This window comes from Thalassobaculum fulvum, from assembly GCF_014652915.1.
Classification (GTDB): domain Bacteria; phylum Pseudomonadota; class Alphaproteobacteria; order Thalassobaculales; family Thalassobaculaceae; genus Thalassobaculum_A; species Thalassobaculum_A fulvum.
Genome location: NZ_BMZS01000005.1, coordinates 400,879 through 417,488, shown reverse-complemented (window position 1 = coordinate 417,488; position 16,610 = coordinate 400,879). Strand labels below are relative to the sequence as shown.

The window sequence follows — 16,610 nt, the reverse complement described above, 5'->3', positions numbered from 1 at the left end:
ACCATCGAGGGCGTGTCGGCGGTCGCCAACGACACCGGCACCCAGGCCGAGGCGGTGCTGGCCGCCGCCGAGGCGCTATCCGGCGACGCCGATCTGCTCGACCAGGAAGTCACGGGGTTCCTCGAGCAGGTCCGAGGCAACGGCACGAACGGCGGCCGCTGACGGCCGCCGGTCGCTTCGTGGGTCCCGGATCGCCGCTGCGCGTCGTCCGGGATGAGGATGTTCGGGAGGCCTCCCCTCCTTCCCTCATCCCGGCCGTAGCGGCGCAGCCGCGCAGAGCCGGGACCCACCGGGCGGCGGTCTTTCCCGTCAGCTCAGCGCCGCCGGCTTGGGGCCGCCGGTCGCCCAGTCGAGCAGCTCGACCGTGTGCACCACCGGGATCGCCGTGCCGCCGCCGATCTGGCTCATGCAGCCGATGTTGCCGGTGGCGATGACGTCCGGCTCGACGCTCTCATCGCCGATGCGCGTCGTCCGGGATGAGGATGTTCGGGAGGCCTCCCCTCCTTCCCTCATCCCGGCCGTAGCGGCGCAGCCGCGCAGAGCCGGGACCCACCGGGCGGCGGTCTTTCCCGTCAGCTCAACGCCGCCGGCTTCGGGCCGCCGGTCGCCCAGTCGAGCAGCTCGACCGTGTGCACAACCGGGATCGCCGTGCCGCCGCCGATCTGGCTCATGCAGCCGATGTTGCCGGTGGCGATCACGTCCGGCTCGACGCTCTCGATATTGCGCACCTTGCGGTCGCGCAGGCGCCGGGCGAGGGTCGGCTGCAGCAGGTTGTAGGTGCCGGCCGAGCCGCAGCAGAGGTGCCCCTCGGGCACGTTCTTCACCGCGAAGCCGGCGGCCGTCAGCAGCGCCTGCGGCAGGGTCTTGATCTTCTGGCCGTGCTGCATCGAGCAGGCCGAGTGGTAGGCGACGGTCAGCCCGGCCGGCGCCGCCGGCTTCGGAACGCCGTGAGCATCCCCAAATTCGGCGAGGAACTCGGTCACGTCCTTGGCCAGCGCCGCCACCGCCGCCGCCTTGTCGCGGTAGGCCGGGTCCTCGCGCAGCATGAAGCCGTAGTCCTTGACCGTGGTGCCGCAGCCGGACGCGTTGATGACGATGGCGTCCAGCCCCGCGCCGCCGCCCTCGGCGGTCTCGGCCCACCAGGCGTCGACGTTGGCCTTCACCGCCGCCAGGGCGTCGTGCTCGCGGCCCATGTGGTGGGTCAGCGAGCCGCAGCAGCCGGCCGCCGCCGGCACCACCACCTCGACCCCGAGCCGCGTGAGCAGCCGCAGGGTGGCGTCGTTGATCGCCGGCTCCAGCACCCGCTGGGCGCAGCCGGCCAGCATCGCCACCCGCGCCCGCCGCGCGCCCTCGGCCGGGAAGGTGCCCGGCCGGTCGAGGTCGGAGCGCGCCGGCACCCGCTTCGGCGCCAGCTCCAGCATGGCCCGCAGTCGCCCGCCCAGCAGGTCGCCGAACAGCGGCGCCAGCGGCCGCGCCAGCCCGGCGCCGGTCAGCGCCAGCCGGAACCAGCCGGGCCGCGGGATCAGTGTGGCCAGCACCGCGCGGATCGCCCGGTCCAGGAACGGCCGCCTGTAGGTCCGCTCGATATGGGCCCGGGCATGGTCGACCAGGTGCATGTAGTGCACGCCGGACGGGCACGTGGTCATGCAGGACAGGCACGACAGGCAGCGGTCGATGTGCCTGACCTCCTGCTCGCCGGCCGGCCGGTCGTTCTCCAGCATGTCCTTGATCAGGTAGATCCGGCCGCGCGGGCTGTCGAGCTCGTCGCCCAGCAGGGCGTAGGTCGGGCAGGTCGCGGTGCAGAACCCGCAGTGCACGCACTTGCGCAGGATCTCGTTGGCGACCGCGACGTCGGGATCGGCGAGCTGGGCCAGGGTGAAGTTGGTCTGCATGTCGGTCGCCTACACCCCCGCCGTCATCCGCCCCGGGTTCAGGATCCCGAGCGGGTCGAAGCTCGCCTTGATGCGGGCCGCCAGGGCGGCCAGGCCCGGGTCCTGCGGCTGGAACACCGGGACCGCGGCGCGCACGCTCTCGTCGGCCCGGACCAGGGTGGCATGGCCGGTCGCCGCCCCGGCGACCGCGCTGCGCACCAGCCCGGCATGGGCGTCGGACGCCGGCGGCAGCGCGATCCAGATCAGCCCGCCGGCCCAGTCGTAGTAGTGGTCGGCGCCTTCGACCGCCGAGCGGATCGCCAACACCACCGCGGGACCCGCCATCGGCGGCACCGACAGCCGCCAGACCGGCCGGTCGGCCGGTGCGGCCAGCGGCTCGACGTCGCGGATCGCCCGCCACAGGTCGCGGCTGAGGTAGCCCTCGACCGCGCCCTGGCTGCCGCCGAACCCCGCCAGCTCGCCCTCCAAAGCGGCGGCCCGCGCCGCCACCGACGGGCCGAAGCCCTCCAGCCGGATGCAGGTCGCCGGCCCGGCGACGTCGCCGGCGCCGATCGCGAACGGCAGGTGGGCGGCCGACGACACCTCGTGCGGCGAGCCCATGGCGGCGCTCATCGCGCGGACCGCGGTCTCTTCGTCGAGGCCGCTGATCACCAGCGTGGTCTCGTGCTCGGGCGCCGGCAGCACCTTGAAGGTCAGGTCGGTCAGCGCCGCCAGCGTGCCCCAGGAGCCGCAGACGATCTTCGAGAGATCGTAGCCGGTGACGTTCTTCACCACCCGGCCACCGGATTTCACGGTCTCGCCGCGGCCGGTGACCGCGGTGAAGCCCAGCAGGTGGTCACGCGCAGCGCCCGCCTTGATGCGGCGCGGCCCGGCCAGGTTGGCGGCGAACACCCCGCCGATCGAGCCCTTGCCGGCCTCGCCGGTCAGCAGCACGCCGAGGTCCATCGGCTCGAACGCCAGCATCTGGCGCTGCTCGGCCAGCGCCGCCTCGATCTCGGCGACCGGGGTGCCGGGGCCGGCCTGGCAGATCAGCTCCTCGGGCTCGTACAGGCCGATGCCGGACAGCCCCGACAGGTCGAGGGTGTGCCCGGTCTGCATCGGCCGGCCGACCGCGCGCTTGCTGGCGCGCGAGACGATCTCGACCGGCGTCTCCTCGGAGACCGCCCAGGCGACGACGTCCCGGGCCTGCTCGGCGGTGTCAGGGCGGAAGGTGGTCATGCGTGCTGCTCCACCAGTGATGCACTCCCCCCTCTCGTCATTCCGGACCGGGCCGCCGCTGGCGGCACGGAGCCGGAACCCACCCGCCGCCGCGGCGCACGTCGGGCCGTGGGTTCCGGATCGGCCGCGCCGGCGCGCGCCCGTCCGGAATGACGAAGGGAGGGGAGGCTGCGAGCGACCATCAGAACCGTGGAATGTCGGGGAACGGCAGCTGGCCCCGTGCCACATGCATGCGGCCGAGCTCGGCGCAGCGGTGCAGGGTCGGGAACACCTTGCCGGGGTTCAGCAGGCCCTTGGGGTCCCAGGCGCACTTCACGCGCTGCTGCTGCTCCAGGTCGATCTCGCTGAACATCGAGCCCATCAGGTCGCGCTTCTCGACCCCGACGCCGTGCTCGCCGGTCAGCACGCCGCCGAGCTCGACGCAGGTGGTCAGGATGTCGGCGCCGAACGCCTCGGCCCGCTCCAGCTCGCCCGGCTGGTTGGCGTCGAACAGGATCAGCGGGTGCAGGTTGCCGTCGCCGGCGTGGAACACGTTGGCCACGCGCAGGCCGTACTTCTCGCTCATCCGGGTCATGCGCGACAGGATCTCCGGCAGCTGCCGGCGCGGGATGGTGCCGTCCATGCACATGTAGTCCGGCGAGATCCGGCCGACCGCCGGGAACGCCGCCTTGCGGCCGGCCCAGAAATTGTTGCGCTCGTCCTCGCTCTCCGACACCCGCAGCGAGGTGGCGCCGTTGGCCTCGGCGATCTCGCGCACCCGGTCGATCAGGAAGTCGACCTCGACCTCGGGCCCGTCGAGCTCGACGATCAGCAGGGCGCCGGCATCGCGCGGATAGCCGGCGTTCACGAAGTCCTCGGCGGCGTTGATCGCCGGGTTGTCCATCATCTCCATGCCGCCCGGAACGATGCCGGCCCCGATGATGGCGGCGACGCAGGCGCCGGCCTCCTCGCTGGTGCCGAAGCCGACCAGCACGGCGCGCGCGGTCGCCGGCTTGCGCAGGATCCGCACCGTCACCTCGGTCACCACCGCCAGCAGCCCTTCCGAGCCGGTCAGCAGGCCGAGCACATCGTAGCCCTCGGAGTCGAGGTGCTTGCCGCCGATCCGCAGCACCTCGCCCTCGATCGTCACCAGCTCGACGCCGAGCACGTTGTTGGTGGTCAGCCCGTATTTCAGGCAGTGCACGCCGCCGGAGTTCTCGGCGATGTTGCCGCCGATCGAGCAGGCGATCTGCGACGACGGGTCGGGCGCGTAGTAGAAGCCGCGGTCCTGCACCGCATGGGTGATGCCGAGGTTGGTGACCCCCGGCTGTGCGGTGACCGTCCGGTTGGCGTAGTCGATGTCGAGGACCCGGTTGAACTTGCCGAGACCGAGCAGCACGCCGTCGGCCAGCGGCAGCGCCCCGCCGGACAGCGAGGTCCCGGAGCCGCGCGGCACCACCTTGACGCCGTTCGCATGGCAGTACTTGAGGATCGCCGCGACCTGGGCCGTGGTCTCCGGCAGCACCACCACCATCGGCAGCTGGCGGTAGGCGGTCAGCCCGTCGGACTCGTAGGGGCGCATCTCGCGGTCGTCGGCGATCACGCCCTCGCCCGGGACGATCGCCCGCAGCGCCGCGACGATCTCGTCGCGCCGCTCCAGCACCTCCCGGTCCGGCTCCGGCATCTTCATCGGCGATCTCCCCGGTCGCAGCGACTGCGTGAGCTTACCTTGCCCGAAGGGACCGGCATTTCAAGCCGCCCGCGCGTGGCTGGGCCGAGCGGGGCACGACCGCAGACGGCCGACACCACAAACACGAAAGGCGGCTCGACGCTGCCGCCGGCCGCCTGCCCCTCGGGGCTTGCAGAAGCATCCTCGGCACGGGGCAGCGCCACGGGCGCCGCCCCGGCGCGTGGATCAGCCCTGCCGCGCCTTGAAGCGCGGGTTGGTCTTGTTGATCACGAAGACGCGCCCCTTGCGGCGGATGATGCGGCAATCCTTGTGCCGCTTCTTCAACGTCTTCAGCGAGTTGGCCACACGCATCGTCAATCTCCGGAATCGCGAAGAGCGCGGAACTTACTCAGGGCCGGGACGTCTGTCAACACGGCAGGGAACGGCCTGCGGCTACGCCTCCGTCTCCTTCGGTTCGGGCTTGATCAGGAAGAACCGGTAGAGCGCCAGCTCGCCGCTCTCCATCAACGCCGCCCGCCGCGCCCAGCGCTCGGCCTCGACGATCAGGGCCGCCCGCCGGGCCGGATCCTCGGCCAGCGGATCGCTGCCGTCCAGGTTCTCCACGAAGCGGGCGAAGGTGTCGCGGATATGCTTCCGGTGCTCCTCCGACCGGTCCTCCAGGACCCGCACGTCGAAGCCGAGCCCGGCGAACGCCTTCTCGTATTCCTGCTTGGCCCACGGCTTGTAGGTGAGATCCTCCGACTCGAGCCAGGCCTTGACCTGCTCGGACGGCTCGACCTCGGACGGCAGGACGTAGTCGGTGATGACCAGTTGGCCCCAGTCCCGCAGGACGCCGTGGATGCTCTTCAGCATCGCCGCCCGGTCCCGGACCACGAACATCGACTCGCGGCTCAGGACGCAGTCGAAGCTGTTGGGCCGCAGGCTGAGGCTCTCCGGCGCGAACCCGCGGACGGTCACGTGGTCGCCGCCCTTGAGCGTGGCGATCACGCCCGGCGCCCACTCGGCGAGCTCCGGGTCCATCTCGTAGCCGGTGATCCAGACCCCGAAACGCTGCACCACCGCGGCCGCCGCCCCGCCCAGACCGGGCGACAGGTCGAGCAGCGAGCGTTCGGGGGTGAGCCCGAACGGCTTGACCATCTCGACCGCGTGCTCCGGCCCGCCCGGCGACGTGAACCCCGGTCCGAACAGCCGCTGCAGCACGTCGATCCTGGCCCGGGTGTGGTCCACGGTCGACAGCACCGGGGTCGCCGGGATCAGATCCTCGATGGAATGGCCCCTCGGCGGTCCCTCTCCGGTCTGCCAGGCGTGATACTCGGCCGCGTCGTACCCTCGCCACCACGCCATCAGGCGGTGCCGCAGGGGTATCGTTGGACCGTCGCTCGCTGTCATGCCGCTCCGCCTAACGCGAACCGCTGAACGAGACGCTGCTCCGGCCGCACGGGCCCGGGACAGGTCCGTCGTGCTTCAACGTCGCAGACCGTCCAGCAACTGGGACGCGATCTGCTCGATCAGCATGACATCATAACCCATGACCAGGAAACGGTAGCCCCGCGCGATCTTGGCGTTCGCCTCGGCGCTCGACAGCGCCATGCCGCCCAGCGCGGCCGGGCTCGCCAGGATCGCTCTCTCGGCGCGCTCGATCGCCCCGACCACCTCGGGATGGTCCCGGTCGCCGGGGTGCCCCATGCTGACCGCCAGGTCCATCGGCGCGATGGTGGCGACGTCGATCCCCGGCACCGCCATGATCGCCTCGATGTTCTCGACCGCGTCGATGTGCTCGATCAGGACGATGTTGGCGATCTCGCGGTTGGCGGCCTGGAAATACTCCATCGGCCCCTTCAGCCCCCAGCGGGCCGGCGCGTAGAACGGCCCCCAGCCGCGGTCGCCCTCGGGGGGATACTTGACGCAGCGGACCGTCGCCTCGGCCTGCTCGGGGGTGCAGACCATCGGGAAGATCACCCCCATGGCGCCGGCATCCAGGACCGGTTTGCAGAGCGCCAGGTCGGGACGCGGCACCCGGACCAAGGGCGCGCAGCCGGTGCCGGCGGTGGCGGCGATCAGGTGATGGGCCGAGGCCAGGTCGATCGCGCCGTGCTCCATGTCGATGAACAGCCAGTCGAAGCCGGCACCGGCCAGGACCTGCGCGAGGTTGACGCTCGGCATGGTGATCAGGACCCCGGCCGCCGCCTCGTCGGCTTCCAGGCGCCGCTTCAGGGGATTGATACGGGCCACGGTCTCCTCCCTCTTCTGTCCGTCGCGAGCGGTCGAGTGTAGCGCTTCCTCCGCTATGGCACAGCCGGGCATGCCGCGGTTTCGCCGACGTAGATCCCCAGGCCGGCCGCCGTCCGCACCAGGATGTCGTCGGGCTCGACCGGGCGGGACCGGCCGACGACCTCGGCGAGCGGCAGCTCGCCGACGCTGCGCCGGCTCCAGACCGCCACAGTCCCGGTCCGGCCGGAGGCGATCAGGTCGACGGCGTGGATCCCCAGCGCGCTCGCCACCACCCGGTCGACCGCGATCGGCTCGGCGCCGCGCTGGACGTGACCGAGGACCGTCACCCGCGAGTCGATTCCGAGCTCCGACTCGATCCGATCCGCCAACCACTGGCCGATGCCGCCGTAGCGGATGCCGCCGTCCGGCTTCGGCCGGGCGACCGGCTCGCCCTTGTCGGTCCGAACCGCCTCGGCGACCACCACCAGCGAGAAGCTGCGACCGCTGGCCCGGACCGCCGTCAGCTTGGCCGCCACGTTGTCGAAGGAATACGGGATCTCCGGGATCAGGCAGATGTCGGCGCCGCCGGCGACGGCGGCATGGATGGCGATATGGCCGGCGTCGCGCCCCATCACCTCCAGCACCATGACCCGGTCGTGGCTCTGCGCCGTCGGCTGCAGCCGGTCGAGCGCCTCCACCGCCACCTCGACCGCGGTGTTGAAGCCGATCGCGGCGTCGGTGCCGTACACGTCGTTGTCGATGGTCTTCGGCACCCCCACCAGCGGGATCCCGCCCTTGCGACACAGCCGGTCGAGTATCCGGAAGCTGCCGTCGCCGCCGATGCAGATCAGCGCCTCGATCCCGAGCGTCCGCATGCCCTCGATCATGCGGTCCGACTGGTCGACCACCGAGCCGTCCGGCATCCGGAAGGCGAACGGGTCGCCGTGGCTGACGGTCCCGAGGATCGTGCCGGCGCGCCGCAGCAGGATGCCGTCGAATTCCTCGGGATGCAGACGCCGCGCCCGCATCGGCCGCTCGTACAGACCGAGCGTGCCGTCCTCGATGCCGACGACCTCCCAGCCGTGCGCGTCGGCATGCAGCACGATCGCTCGGATCGCGGCGTTCAGGCCGGCGCAGTCGCCGCCGCTGGTCATCACTCCGATACGCTTCACCATCCGGATGCCCTCACAGTGGACCGCCTCTTTGCCGGGGCGCCGGCCGCGTGCCATGCTCGCGCCGCCCGACCCTCGTCCGCAATCTCCCGCACCCGGCCCGCCATGACCGATCTCGCCATCGTCGACGCCCACCACCATCTTTGGGACCTGGAGCGGAATTACTACCCCTGGCTTAGCGACCACCCGGAACCGCACTTCTTTCTCGGCGACTATTCCGCCCTGAAGCGCCGCTACATGCCGGAGGACTACCGCCGCGACGCCGCCGGTTTCCGGATCGTGAAGACCGTCCACGTCGAGGCCGAATGGGACCGCGACGATCAGGTCGGCGAGACCCGCTGGCTGACCGAAGTGGCGGCCCGCTACGGCATGCCGAACGCCATCGTCGGCCATGTCTGGCTGGACGATCCGGTGGTCGAGGACAAGCTGGCCGGGCATTGCGAGGCGCCGCTGATGCGGGGCATCCGCTCCAAGCCGGTCACCTCACCGGCCCCCGACGCGCCGCGCCCGGACGGGCCGCGCAGCCTGTCCGACCCGGCCTGGCGGCGCGGCTATGCCGCGCTGGCCCGCTTCGGCCTCAGCTACGATCTGCGGGTCCCGTGCTGGCACCTGGCCGAGGCCGCGGCGGTCATCGAGGCACACCCGGAGATCCCCGTAGCGCTCAACCATACCGGCTTCCCGTGGGACCGATCGGAAGCCGGCCTCGCGATGTGGCGCGCGCAGATGCGCACGATCGCCCGGCTGCCCTGGGTGCATGTGAAGCTGTCCGAACTCGGGCTGAAGGACGCGCCCTGGACCGTCGAGAGCAACCGTCGGGTCGTGCTGGAGGCGGTGGAGATCTTCGGGGTCGAGCGCTGCATGTGGGCGTCCAACTTCCCGCCGGCCAGCCTGAAAATCGGCTACCGCGACCAGTTGGAGGGCTTCCTCGACATCCTGTCCGGGCTGTCCCGGCCGGAGCTCGAGGCCGTTTTCCACGACAACGCCACCCGCTTCTACCGCCTGGAGGACCCCTCGTGAGCGCCTTCTTCGAGACCTTCCGCTCCACCGTCTTCCCGTGGGAGACCGATTTCGTCGAGCACTTCACGGTCGCCTACTACTACGAAAAATTCGCCCAGGCCGGCGACCGGACGCTGCTGGCGCTCGGCCAGGACCCGGCGGCCACCCATACGGTCGACTGGCACACCCGCTACCAGCGCGAGCTGCGGGCCGGCGACTGCTACCACGTCCTGTCGGCGCCGATCTCGGCCGAGGACGGCGACCTGGTGATCGGCCACAAGCTGTTCGACAGCGCCGACGGCGAGCTGTGCGCGACAACCGAGCAGACCGTGATCGGCGCCAGCGCCGCGCCCGAGGCCTTGGCGGTGTGGGACGGCCCGGCCCGCGAGATCCGCCCGGCGCCGGCCTGGGGCCCCGACTGGGTCCGCACCGCCACCGACACCGTGATCCCGCGCGATCTCGACCGCTCCGGCCGGCTCGGCGTCGACGCCATGATCCACCGGTTCTCGTCGGGCATCGTCCAGACCCTGGCCCGGGCCGGCATGACGCCGGCCTATCTGCGCGACAACCGCATCGGCTACTCGACCTTCGAGTTCCAGCTCCGCGTCGTCGAGCCGGCGACGCTGGGCGAGCCGGTCGACTGCCACTCCTGCTTCGCCCAGGTCGGCCGCTCGTCGATGCGGATGGTGCATCGCCTGATCCGCCCGACCGACGACGCGCTGATCGCCGAGATGTCGCAGTTCGGCGTGCACCTGGACATGGAGGCGCGGCGTCCGAGCGCGATCCCGGCGGCGCTGGCCGAGCGGGCCCGGGGCATCCTGGTGGAACCGGCGGAGCACGCCCGCTAGTCGCCATGGCGCGTATCGGGGATGGTCTGGCCGGCTCCGGAGTCCCGTGATGATCCGTTCGATGGATTGCGCAGCGGCCGCCTGGATCGGCGCCGCATGCGCCCTGGCCGCGGTCCCCGCCTCGGCCGAGCTGCTGTGGTCGCAGTCTTTCGACAGCCGCGCGCTCGGCGGCCCGATGCGGTTCTCGATCTACCTGCCGCCCGGCTATCACGCACCGGCCGAGGCGGAACGCCGCTATCCGGCGGTCTACCTGCTGCACGGCGTCGGCGACGACGAGCGTGCCTGGCCGAAGTTCGGGCAGGTCGAGGAGACCATGGACCGGCTGATCGCCGAGGGCAGCCTGCCGCCGTTCGTCGCGGTGATGCCGGACGGGGTGAAGAGCTGGTGGGTCGATTCCGCCGACATCGGCGGCCCCGGGAACTACGGCACGGCGGTGCGCGACGATCTACCGGCCCATGTCGAGGCCACCTGGCGGGTCATGGCGGGTCGCGACGGCCGGTTCGTCGCCGGCCTGTCGATGGGCGGGTTCGGGGCGCTCCGGCTCGGCTTCTCGCACCCGGAGCGCTACCGCGCGGTCGGCGCCATGAGCCCGGCCCTGTGGAACCGGGTGGCGCCGGGCTGGCAACCGTCCGATCCGGCCCGCATGACCCGGATCTTCGCGGGCTCGTTCGGCGAGCCGTTCGATCCGCTGCGGTTCCTGGCAAACCATCCGCGCCGCTTCCTGTCGCGGGTCGAGGACCCGCCGGCGCCGCTGGACATCTATCTGCAGGCCGGCGACGACGACGGCTTCGGCAGCCAGTTCGCGACCCTGGAGCTGTTCCAGGAGCTGCGGGGCCGGACGATCCCGGCCGAGCTGCGGATCGACGACGGCGGCCACGACTGGACGGTCTGGCGCCGGGCCCTCGGTCCGATGCTGCAGTGGTTCGCGAGGTCGATGAAGGCGTCCTGACGCCGACGCGGACCGGCCGCGTCAGGTCGACGCCTCGCATCGCCACCCCGAATCCCGCTATCGTTCCGAACGACGCCGCGGCGTCGAGGCATAGGAACGCACGACAGGGGGACTCTTGATATCGACTACCGCCTGGCTGCTCGCCGGGCTCGGCCTGTTCTTCGGCGGCCTGCAGCTGCTCACCGAGAATCTCAAGCGACTCAGTGGCCGCCGCCTTCGCACCCTGGTCGCCCGCTACACCCGATCGACGCTGATGGGCGTCCTGTGGGGCGGTGCGTTCATCGCCGTGACCCAGAGCGGGGCGGCGACGATGTTCATCATCGTCAGCATGATGCGCTCCGGGATGATGGCAGTCCGCCAGGCGATGCCGATGATCGTCGGCGTCAACATCGTGGGCGCGCTGATCGTCCTGATCCTGGTGGTCGACATCAAGCTGGCGGTGCTCTGCCTGATCGGCGTGGCCGGCGTTCTGTACAAGGCCGACAGCCGAAGCACGGCGGCCTCGCTGGTCGGCGCCCTGTTCGGCGTCGCCATGCTGTTCTTCGGGTTGGACGTGATGAACGGCAGCGTCGCCCCGCTGGCCGACGAGGCCTGGTTCGCCGACCTGCTGTCCTGGACCCGTGGTTCCTACCTGCTCGGCTTCGTCATCGGCTGCGCCCTCAGCTTCGTGGTCCAGTCCTCGATCGCGGTGATGGCCGTGGTGCTCGCCTTCGAGCACTCCGGTATCTTCGGGCTCGGCGAGTCGGTGATGATCGTGTACGGCGCCAACGCCGGCTCGTCCCTGCTGACCCTGCTGCTGTCGGTCGGCCTGAAGGGTCAGGCCCGGCAGATCGCGATGTTCCAGACCTTCTACAACATCGCCGGGGCCGCCCTGCTGGTGCCGCTGTTCTACGTCGAGCTCTGGTTCGACGCGCCGCTGATGCTGGCCGCGATCCGGATGATCACCGACGACGTCGGCGGCCAGATCGCAGCGGCGTTCATCCTGTTCAACCTGATACCCGGCGCCATCCTGCTGCCGCTGCTGACCCCGGCCACCGCCCTGCTGCAGCGGCTGTGGCCGGATACCGAGGTCGAGGTCGCTTCGCGCCCGAAATACCTGCACGAGCACGCCGCCGACGACCCCGACACCGGCATGGACCTGGTGGCGCTCGAGCAGGCCCGGCTGGTGCAGTACCTGTCGCGGATGTTCGACGCCCTGCGGCCCGGCCGGCCTGCCGCCGCCTTCGGGCAGATCCAGGAAGCCTTCGGGATCCTCGGTGGCACGGTCCGCGAGACCCTCGACGACCTCGGCGCCGGCCGCCGCCTGAGCGAGGACTCCTACGAGCGGCTGAACGCCCTGCTCAGCTTCCAGCACTCGCTGGAGGCCGCCGCCGCCACCCTGTCCGGCATCGCCCGCGAACAGCGCACCCTGGTGTCCACCGAAGTCGGCCGCCGGTTCTCGGCCGCGATCGTCGAGGGCCTCGACACCATCGTGCTGACCCTGGGCGACGTGCTGCAGAGCCACGATCCGGCCGACCGCGCGATGCTCGCCGCCATGACCTCGGACGAGGGCAACGGGATCCGCGGCGTCCGGTCGGCCTACCTGGCCGAGGACCGGAACCTGGAGCCGGACGAGCGGCTGCGCCTGCTGGCGGCCGCCAACCACGCCGAGCGGCTGATCTGGCTGCTCGGCGACCTCGGGCGGTACGAGGCGGTCGTCGCCACCGACTGAGACGGCCCGCTGGCCGACCTCCCGCTAGATCGCTCCGAGCACCGCCCGCAGCCGCTCGGCCGCGAACTCGACGAAGGCGCGCACCCGGGCCGCCGCCCGCCGTCCCTCCAGGTGGACGAGGTGCACCGGGATCGGCGGCGGCTCGTGCTCGGCCAGCAGCACCACCAGCCGGCCCTCGCGCACCGCCTCGGCCGCCTGGTACGACAGCACCCGGGTCACGCCGCGCCCGGCGACCGCCACCGCCACCGCCACGTCGGCGTTGTTGACCAGCAGCCGCATCGGCGGCCGCACGGTCTCGATGCCGTCGCCGGAGCGCCCGGGGAACAGCCAGGGCGCCGGGGTCGCGCCGGCCTGGAAGCCGATGCAGTCGTGGCTCTCCAGGTCGCGCGGAACCGACGGCGCGCCGCGGCCGGCCAGATAGCCGGGCGCCGCGCACACCACCCGCCGGACCTGGCCGACCCGCACCGCGCTCAGCGTGCTGTCCGGCAGCTCGGCGATCCGCACCGCCACGTCGACGCCCTCGTCCAGCAGGTCCACCACGCGGTCGGCGAACAGGGTCCGGGCGGAGACCTCCGGGTAGCGCGCCAGGAAGTCCAGCACCACCGGCGCCACGTGCATCCTGCCGAACAGCAGCGGTGCGGTGACCGTCAGCAGGCCGCGCGGCTCGGCATGGGCGCCGGCGGCCGTGGCCTCGGCCTCGTCGAGCTCGGCCAGGATCCGCTTGGCGTCCGCCAGGTAGCGGGCGCCGGCCTCGGTCAACCGGACGGTGCGGGTGGTCCGGTGCAGAAGACGGGCGCCGATGCGCTCCTCCAGCGCCGCCACCGCCCGGGTCACCGCCGGCGGCGACATCCGCAGCGACCGGGCGGCGGCCGCGAATCCGCCCGCCTCGGCGACCGCCACGAAAACCCTGATGCCGTCCAGCCGGTCCATCCGATAATTCTCTCTGGCGGAATTGTGGATTTCACTCTGCAATTATTCTTGATCCAGTCTGCAATACCTACCTTGCCAGCGTCCCGCCGTCCACACGGCCCGCTCCAGGGAGAACACCGATGCCCATGACCAGCCACCCGATGCCTGGCCAGCCGATCCGCCTGTACCGCCACGTCCTGTCCGGCCACTGCCACCGGGTCGAACTGATGTTGTCCCTGCTCGGGTTACCGGTCGAGCCGGTCGACACCGGGTTCGGGCCGACCGGGTCGCGCTCGCCCGAGTTCCTGGCGCGCAACGCCTTCGGGCAGCTTCCGGTGATCGAGGACGGCGACCTGACGCTCGCCGACAGCAACGCGATCCTGGTCTATCTCTGCCGCAAGTACGACACGACCGGCCGCTGGTACCCGGACGACCCGGCGATCGCCGGCCGCATCCAGCGCTGGCTGTCGGCGGCCGCCCGCCAGCTGGCCGAGGGTCCGGCGACCGCCCGGGTCGCCAACGTGTTCAAGCGCGAGATCGACATGGCGAAGGCCCACGGCATCGCCGACACCCTGTTCCGGATCGTCGACGACGAGCTGGCGGCTAAGCCGTTCCTGGCCGGCGACACGCCGACCATCGCCGACATCGCCCACTACTCCTACACCGCGCACGCGCCCGAGGGCGGCATTTCGCTGGAGCCGTATCCGAACCTGCGCGCCTGGCTGGCCCGGATCGAGGCGCTGCCCGGCTTCGTGGCGATGCCGCGCACCGCCGTCGGCCTGGCCGCCTAGGCACCGCCACGCGCCGATCGGGGCACGGACAGGAGAGAACAGGAATGACCAAGGCCACCGCCCCCCTGCCCGGCTGGCCCGGGCCGGACGCCCCGATCCACGAAGGCGAGATCGCGCTGCAGGAACGCGCCGGCGTGCGCGCCCGGGCCGACAGGTTCCTGCGCCATGCGATCCGCGACTACATGCCGGACCAGCACCGAGCGTTCTTCGCCGAGCTGCCGTTCCTGGTGGTCGGCAGCCTGGACCGCGACGACCGCCCCTGGGCCTCGATCCTGACCGGCCGGCCCGGCTTCCTGGACTCGCCCGATCCCCAGACCCTGACGATCCGAGCCGTCCCGGCGTTCGGCGACCCACTCGGCGAGGCGCTGGCGGCCGGGGCGCAGGCAGTCGGCGTACCGGTCGGGCTGCTCGGCCTGCAGCCGGAAACCCGGCGGCGCAACCGCATGAACGGGATCGTCGAGGCGGTCGCCGACGGTACCGTGACGGTGCGGGTCAGCCAGAGCTTCGGCAACTGCCCGCAATACATCCAGGCCCGCACGCCCCGGTTCGTCGCCGAACCGGAGGGGGTCGCCGCCCCCCGCCCGGTGCACCACGGCGGGACGCTGCTGGACGACCGGAGCCGGGAACTGGTGGAGCGGGCCGACACCTTCTTCATCGCCTCCGCGGCGCCCGGCGCACGGACCGGCGACCCGGTGCGCGGCGTCGACGTCTCGCACCGCGGCGGCCGGCCGGGCTTCGTTCGCATCGCCAAGGAGGGCGGCGTCACCGTGCTGACCGTGCCGGACTTCCTCGGCAACTTCTTCTTCAACACCCTGGGCAACATCGCCCTGAACCCGGCTGCCGGCCTGCTGTTCGTCGACTTCGAGACCGGCGACGCGCTGATGCTGTCGGGCGAGGCCGAGGTGGTGTGGGACGGCCGCGAGGTCGCCGCCTTCGCCGGCGCCGAGCGGCTGCTGCGGTTCCGGCTGCGCGAGAGCCGGCGGATCGAACGCGCCGTCCCGCTGCGCTGGAGCGCAGCCGAGCCGGCCCCGCAGCTCGACGCCACCGGCACCTGGGCGGAGGCGGAGCGTGCGCTGGCCGCCGACAGCAGCCGCCGTGACCGGCCGTTCCGCATCGCCCGGATCGTCGACGAGAGCGCGACCGCCCGGTCGTTCCACCTGGAGCCGGCCGACGGCAACGGCGTCGCCCCGTACCGGCCCGGCCAGTTCCTGCCGATCGCCCTCGACATTCCGGGCGAGCCGCGCCCGGTCCGCCGTACCTACACCCTGTCCGACGCGCCGGACGGCCGCGGCTATCGCATCACCGTGAAGCGCGAGGCCGACGGGCTGGCCAGCCGCTGGCTGCACGACGGCCTGCGTGAGGGCGACGGGCTGCGCGCCGCCCGCCCGGCCGGCGGCTTCGTGCTCGACACCGACAGCCGCCGGCCGGTGCTGCTGCTGTCGGCCGGGATCGGCGTCACCCCGATGATCGCCATGCTGAACCACCTGCTCGGCGGGCCGGAGGGCCGGCGGCGGTCGCCGCACCGCCGGGTCTGGTTCGTCCACGCCGCGCGCCACGGTGGCGAGCACCCGTTCCGCGACCACCTGCGGGAGATGACCGGCCGGCATCCCGAGCACCTGACGGTCCATGTCCGCTACACGGCACCGCGGCCGCAGGACGTGCCCGGGCGCGATTTCGACGGTACCGGGCGGATCGACCGCTCGGCGCTGGGCGCGCTGCTGCCGTCCGGCGATACCGACGTCTATCTCTGCGGGCCGGCCGGGTTCATGGCCGACATGCGGGACGCGCTCGCCGGCCTCGGCGTGCGGCCGGACCGGATCCGCAGCGAGGCGTTCGGGCCGGCCGGGGCATCCCCTGCCGGACCATCGGTCGAGCGCTCCGAGGTCACCTTCCGGACCTCCGGCGTGACCGCGACCTGGACCCCGCAATCGGGCTCCCTGCTCGACCTCGCCGAGGCGCACGGCATCGACGCCCCCGCGAGCTGCCGGGCCGGCAGCTGCGGCAGCTGCGCCGCCGCCCTGAGCGGCGGGTCGGTCCGGTACCTGCAAGCGCCCGCCGCCGTACCGGCAGCCGGCCGGGTCCTGCTGTGCCAGGCCCTGCCGACCGGGCCGACGGTCTCGGTCGAGCTGTAGGGCGGCCCGCCGCCGGGCGCACGCTGCCGGATCCGGCACGCCGGACCATCGGTGGTTGACCTTCCGGTCGCTGGAAGCCCCAACTAGGGCCGAGCGGAACCGTCCGGCGACG

The 16,610-nt window shown here is 72.1% G+C and carries 14 protein-coding genes; 6 read left to right on the top strand and 8 right to left on the bottom strand.

Annotation, left to right across the window (positions count from 1 at the left end; all coding sequences use genetic code 11):
• Positions 1-572: 572 nt before the first annotated feature.
• From glcF to IE246_RS13610, 7 genes are all read right to left on the bottom strand, one after another.
• Positions 573-1,892, bottom strand: a complete 1,320-nt coding sequence (glcF, locus tag IE246_RS13640; RefSeq protein ID WP_189990446.1) for a glycolate oxidase subunit GlcF — start codon at positions 1,890-1,892, stop codon at positions 573-575.
• Positions 1,893-1,901: 9 nt separating this feature from the next.
• Positions 1,902-3,110, bottom strand: a complete 1,209-nt coding sequence (locus tag IE246_RS13635) for an FAD-binding protein (protein WP_189990444.1) — start codon at positions 3,108-3,110, stop codon at positions 1,902-1,904.
• A gap of 181 nt (positions 3,111-3,291) precedes the next feature.
• Complete coding sequence (locus tag IE246_RS13630) at positions 3,292-4,779, bottom strand: FAD-linked oxidase C-terminal domain-containing protein (protein ID WP_189990442.1); 1,488 nt, start codon at positions 4,777-4,779, stop codon at positions 3,292-3,294.
• 225 nt (positions 4,780-5,004) lie between these two features.
• Positions 5,005-5,130, bottom strand: coding sequence for a type B 50S ribosomal protein L36 (ykgO, locus tag IE246_RS13625; RefSeq protein WP_007670608.1), 126 nt, complete (start codon positions 5,128-5,130; stop codon positions 5,005-5,007).
• 81 nt (positions 5,131-5,211) lie between these two features.
• Positions 5,212-6,168 carry a class I SAM-dependent methyltransferase gene (locus IE246_RS13620; RefSeq protein WP_189990440.1) on the bottom strand — a complete coding sequence of 319 codons (957 nt, stop codon included), beginning with the start codon at positions 6,166-6,168 and terminating at the stop codon, positions 5,212-5,214.
• A 75-nt stretch (positions 6,169-6,243) separates the two neighbouring features.
• The gene (locus IE246_RS13615) at positions 6,244-7,011 is read right to left on the bottom strand and encodes an HpcH/HpaI aldolase family protein (protein WP_189990438.1); all 768 of its coding nucleotides are present in this window, start codon (positions 7,009-7,011) and stop codon (positions 6,244-6,246) included.
• 53 nt (positions 7,012-7,064) lie between these two features.
• Positions 7,065-8,165 carry an ATP-dependent 6-phosphofructokinase gene (locus IE246_RS13610; protein ID WP_189990436.1) on the bottom strand — a complete coding sequence of 367 codons (1,101 nt, stop codon included), beginning with the start codon at positions 8,163-8,165 and terminating at the stop codon, positions 7,065-7,067.
• A 102-nt stretch (positions 8,166-8,267) separates the two neighbouring features.
• Here IE246_RS13610 and IE246_RS13605 point away from each other — a divergent pair, with 102 nt between their 5' ends.
• The 4 genes from IE246_RS13605 (at position 8,268) to IE246_RS13590 (ending at position 12,666) form a co-directional block, all read left to right on the top strand.
• Entirely contained in the window at positions 8,268-9,179 is a 912-nt protein-coding gene (locus tag IE246_RS13605) for an amidohydrolase family protein (RefSeq protein ID WP_189990433.1), read from the top strand.
• The gene (locus IE246_RS13600; RefSeq protein ID WP_189990432.1) at positions 9,176-10,006 is read left to right on the top strand and encodes an acyl-CoA thioesterase; all 831 of its coding nucleotides are present in this window, start codon (positions 9,176-9,178) and stop codon (positions 10,004-10,006) included. Before IE246_RS13605 ends, IE246_RS13600 begins: the two co-directional genes overlap by 4 nt.
• A 49-nt stretch (positions 10,007-10,055) precedes the next feature.
• Positions 10,056-10,955 (top strand): alpha/beta hydrolase, encoded by a 900-nt coding sequence (locus IE246_RS13595; protein WP_189990430.1) that lies wholly within the window; start codon positions 10,056-10,058, stop codon positions 10,953-10,955.
• A 115-nt stretch (positions 10,956-11,070) separates the two neighbouring features.
• Entirely contained in the window at positions 11,071-12,666 is a 1,596-nt protein-coding gene (locus IE246_RS13590; RefSeq protein ID WP_189990428.1) for a Na/Pi cotransporter family protein, read from the top strand.
• Between the two features lie 24 nt (positions 12,667-12,690).
• Here IE246_RS13590 and IE246_RS13585 read toward each other — a convergent pair whose 3' ends face one another.
• A complete protein-coding gene (locus IE246_RS13585; protein WP_189990426.1) occupies positions 12,691-13,596 on the bottom strand; it encodes a LysR family transcriptional regulator in 906 nt (301 codons plus the stop codon).
• Between the two features lie 119 nt (positions 13,597-13,715).
• On the opposite strand from IE246_RS13585, the gene IE246_RS13580 reads away from it, so the two are divergent.
• Positions 13,716-14,366, top strand: a complete 651-nt coding sequence (locus IE246_RS13580) for a glutathione S-transferase family protein (protein ID WP_229837093.1) — start codon at positions 13,716-13,718, stop codon at positions 14,364-14,366.
• A gap of 44 nt (positions 14,367-14,410) precedes the next feature.
• A complete protein-coding gene (locus IE246_RS13575; protein WP_189990424.1) occupies positions 14,411-16,498 on the top strand; it encodes a 2Fe-2S iron-sulfur cluster-binding protein in 2,088 nt (695 codons plus the stop codon).
• Positions 16,499-16,610: the final 112 nt, after the last annotated feature.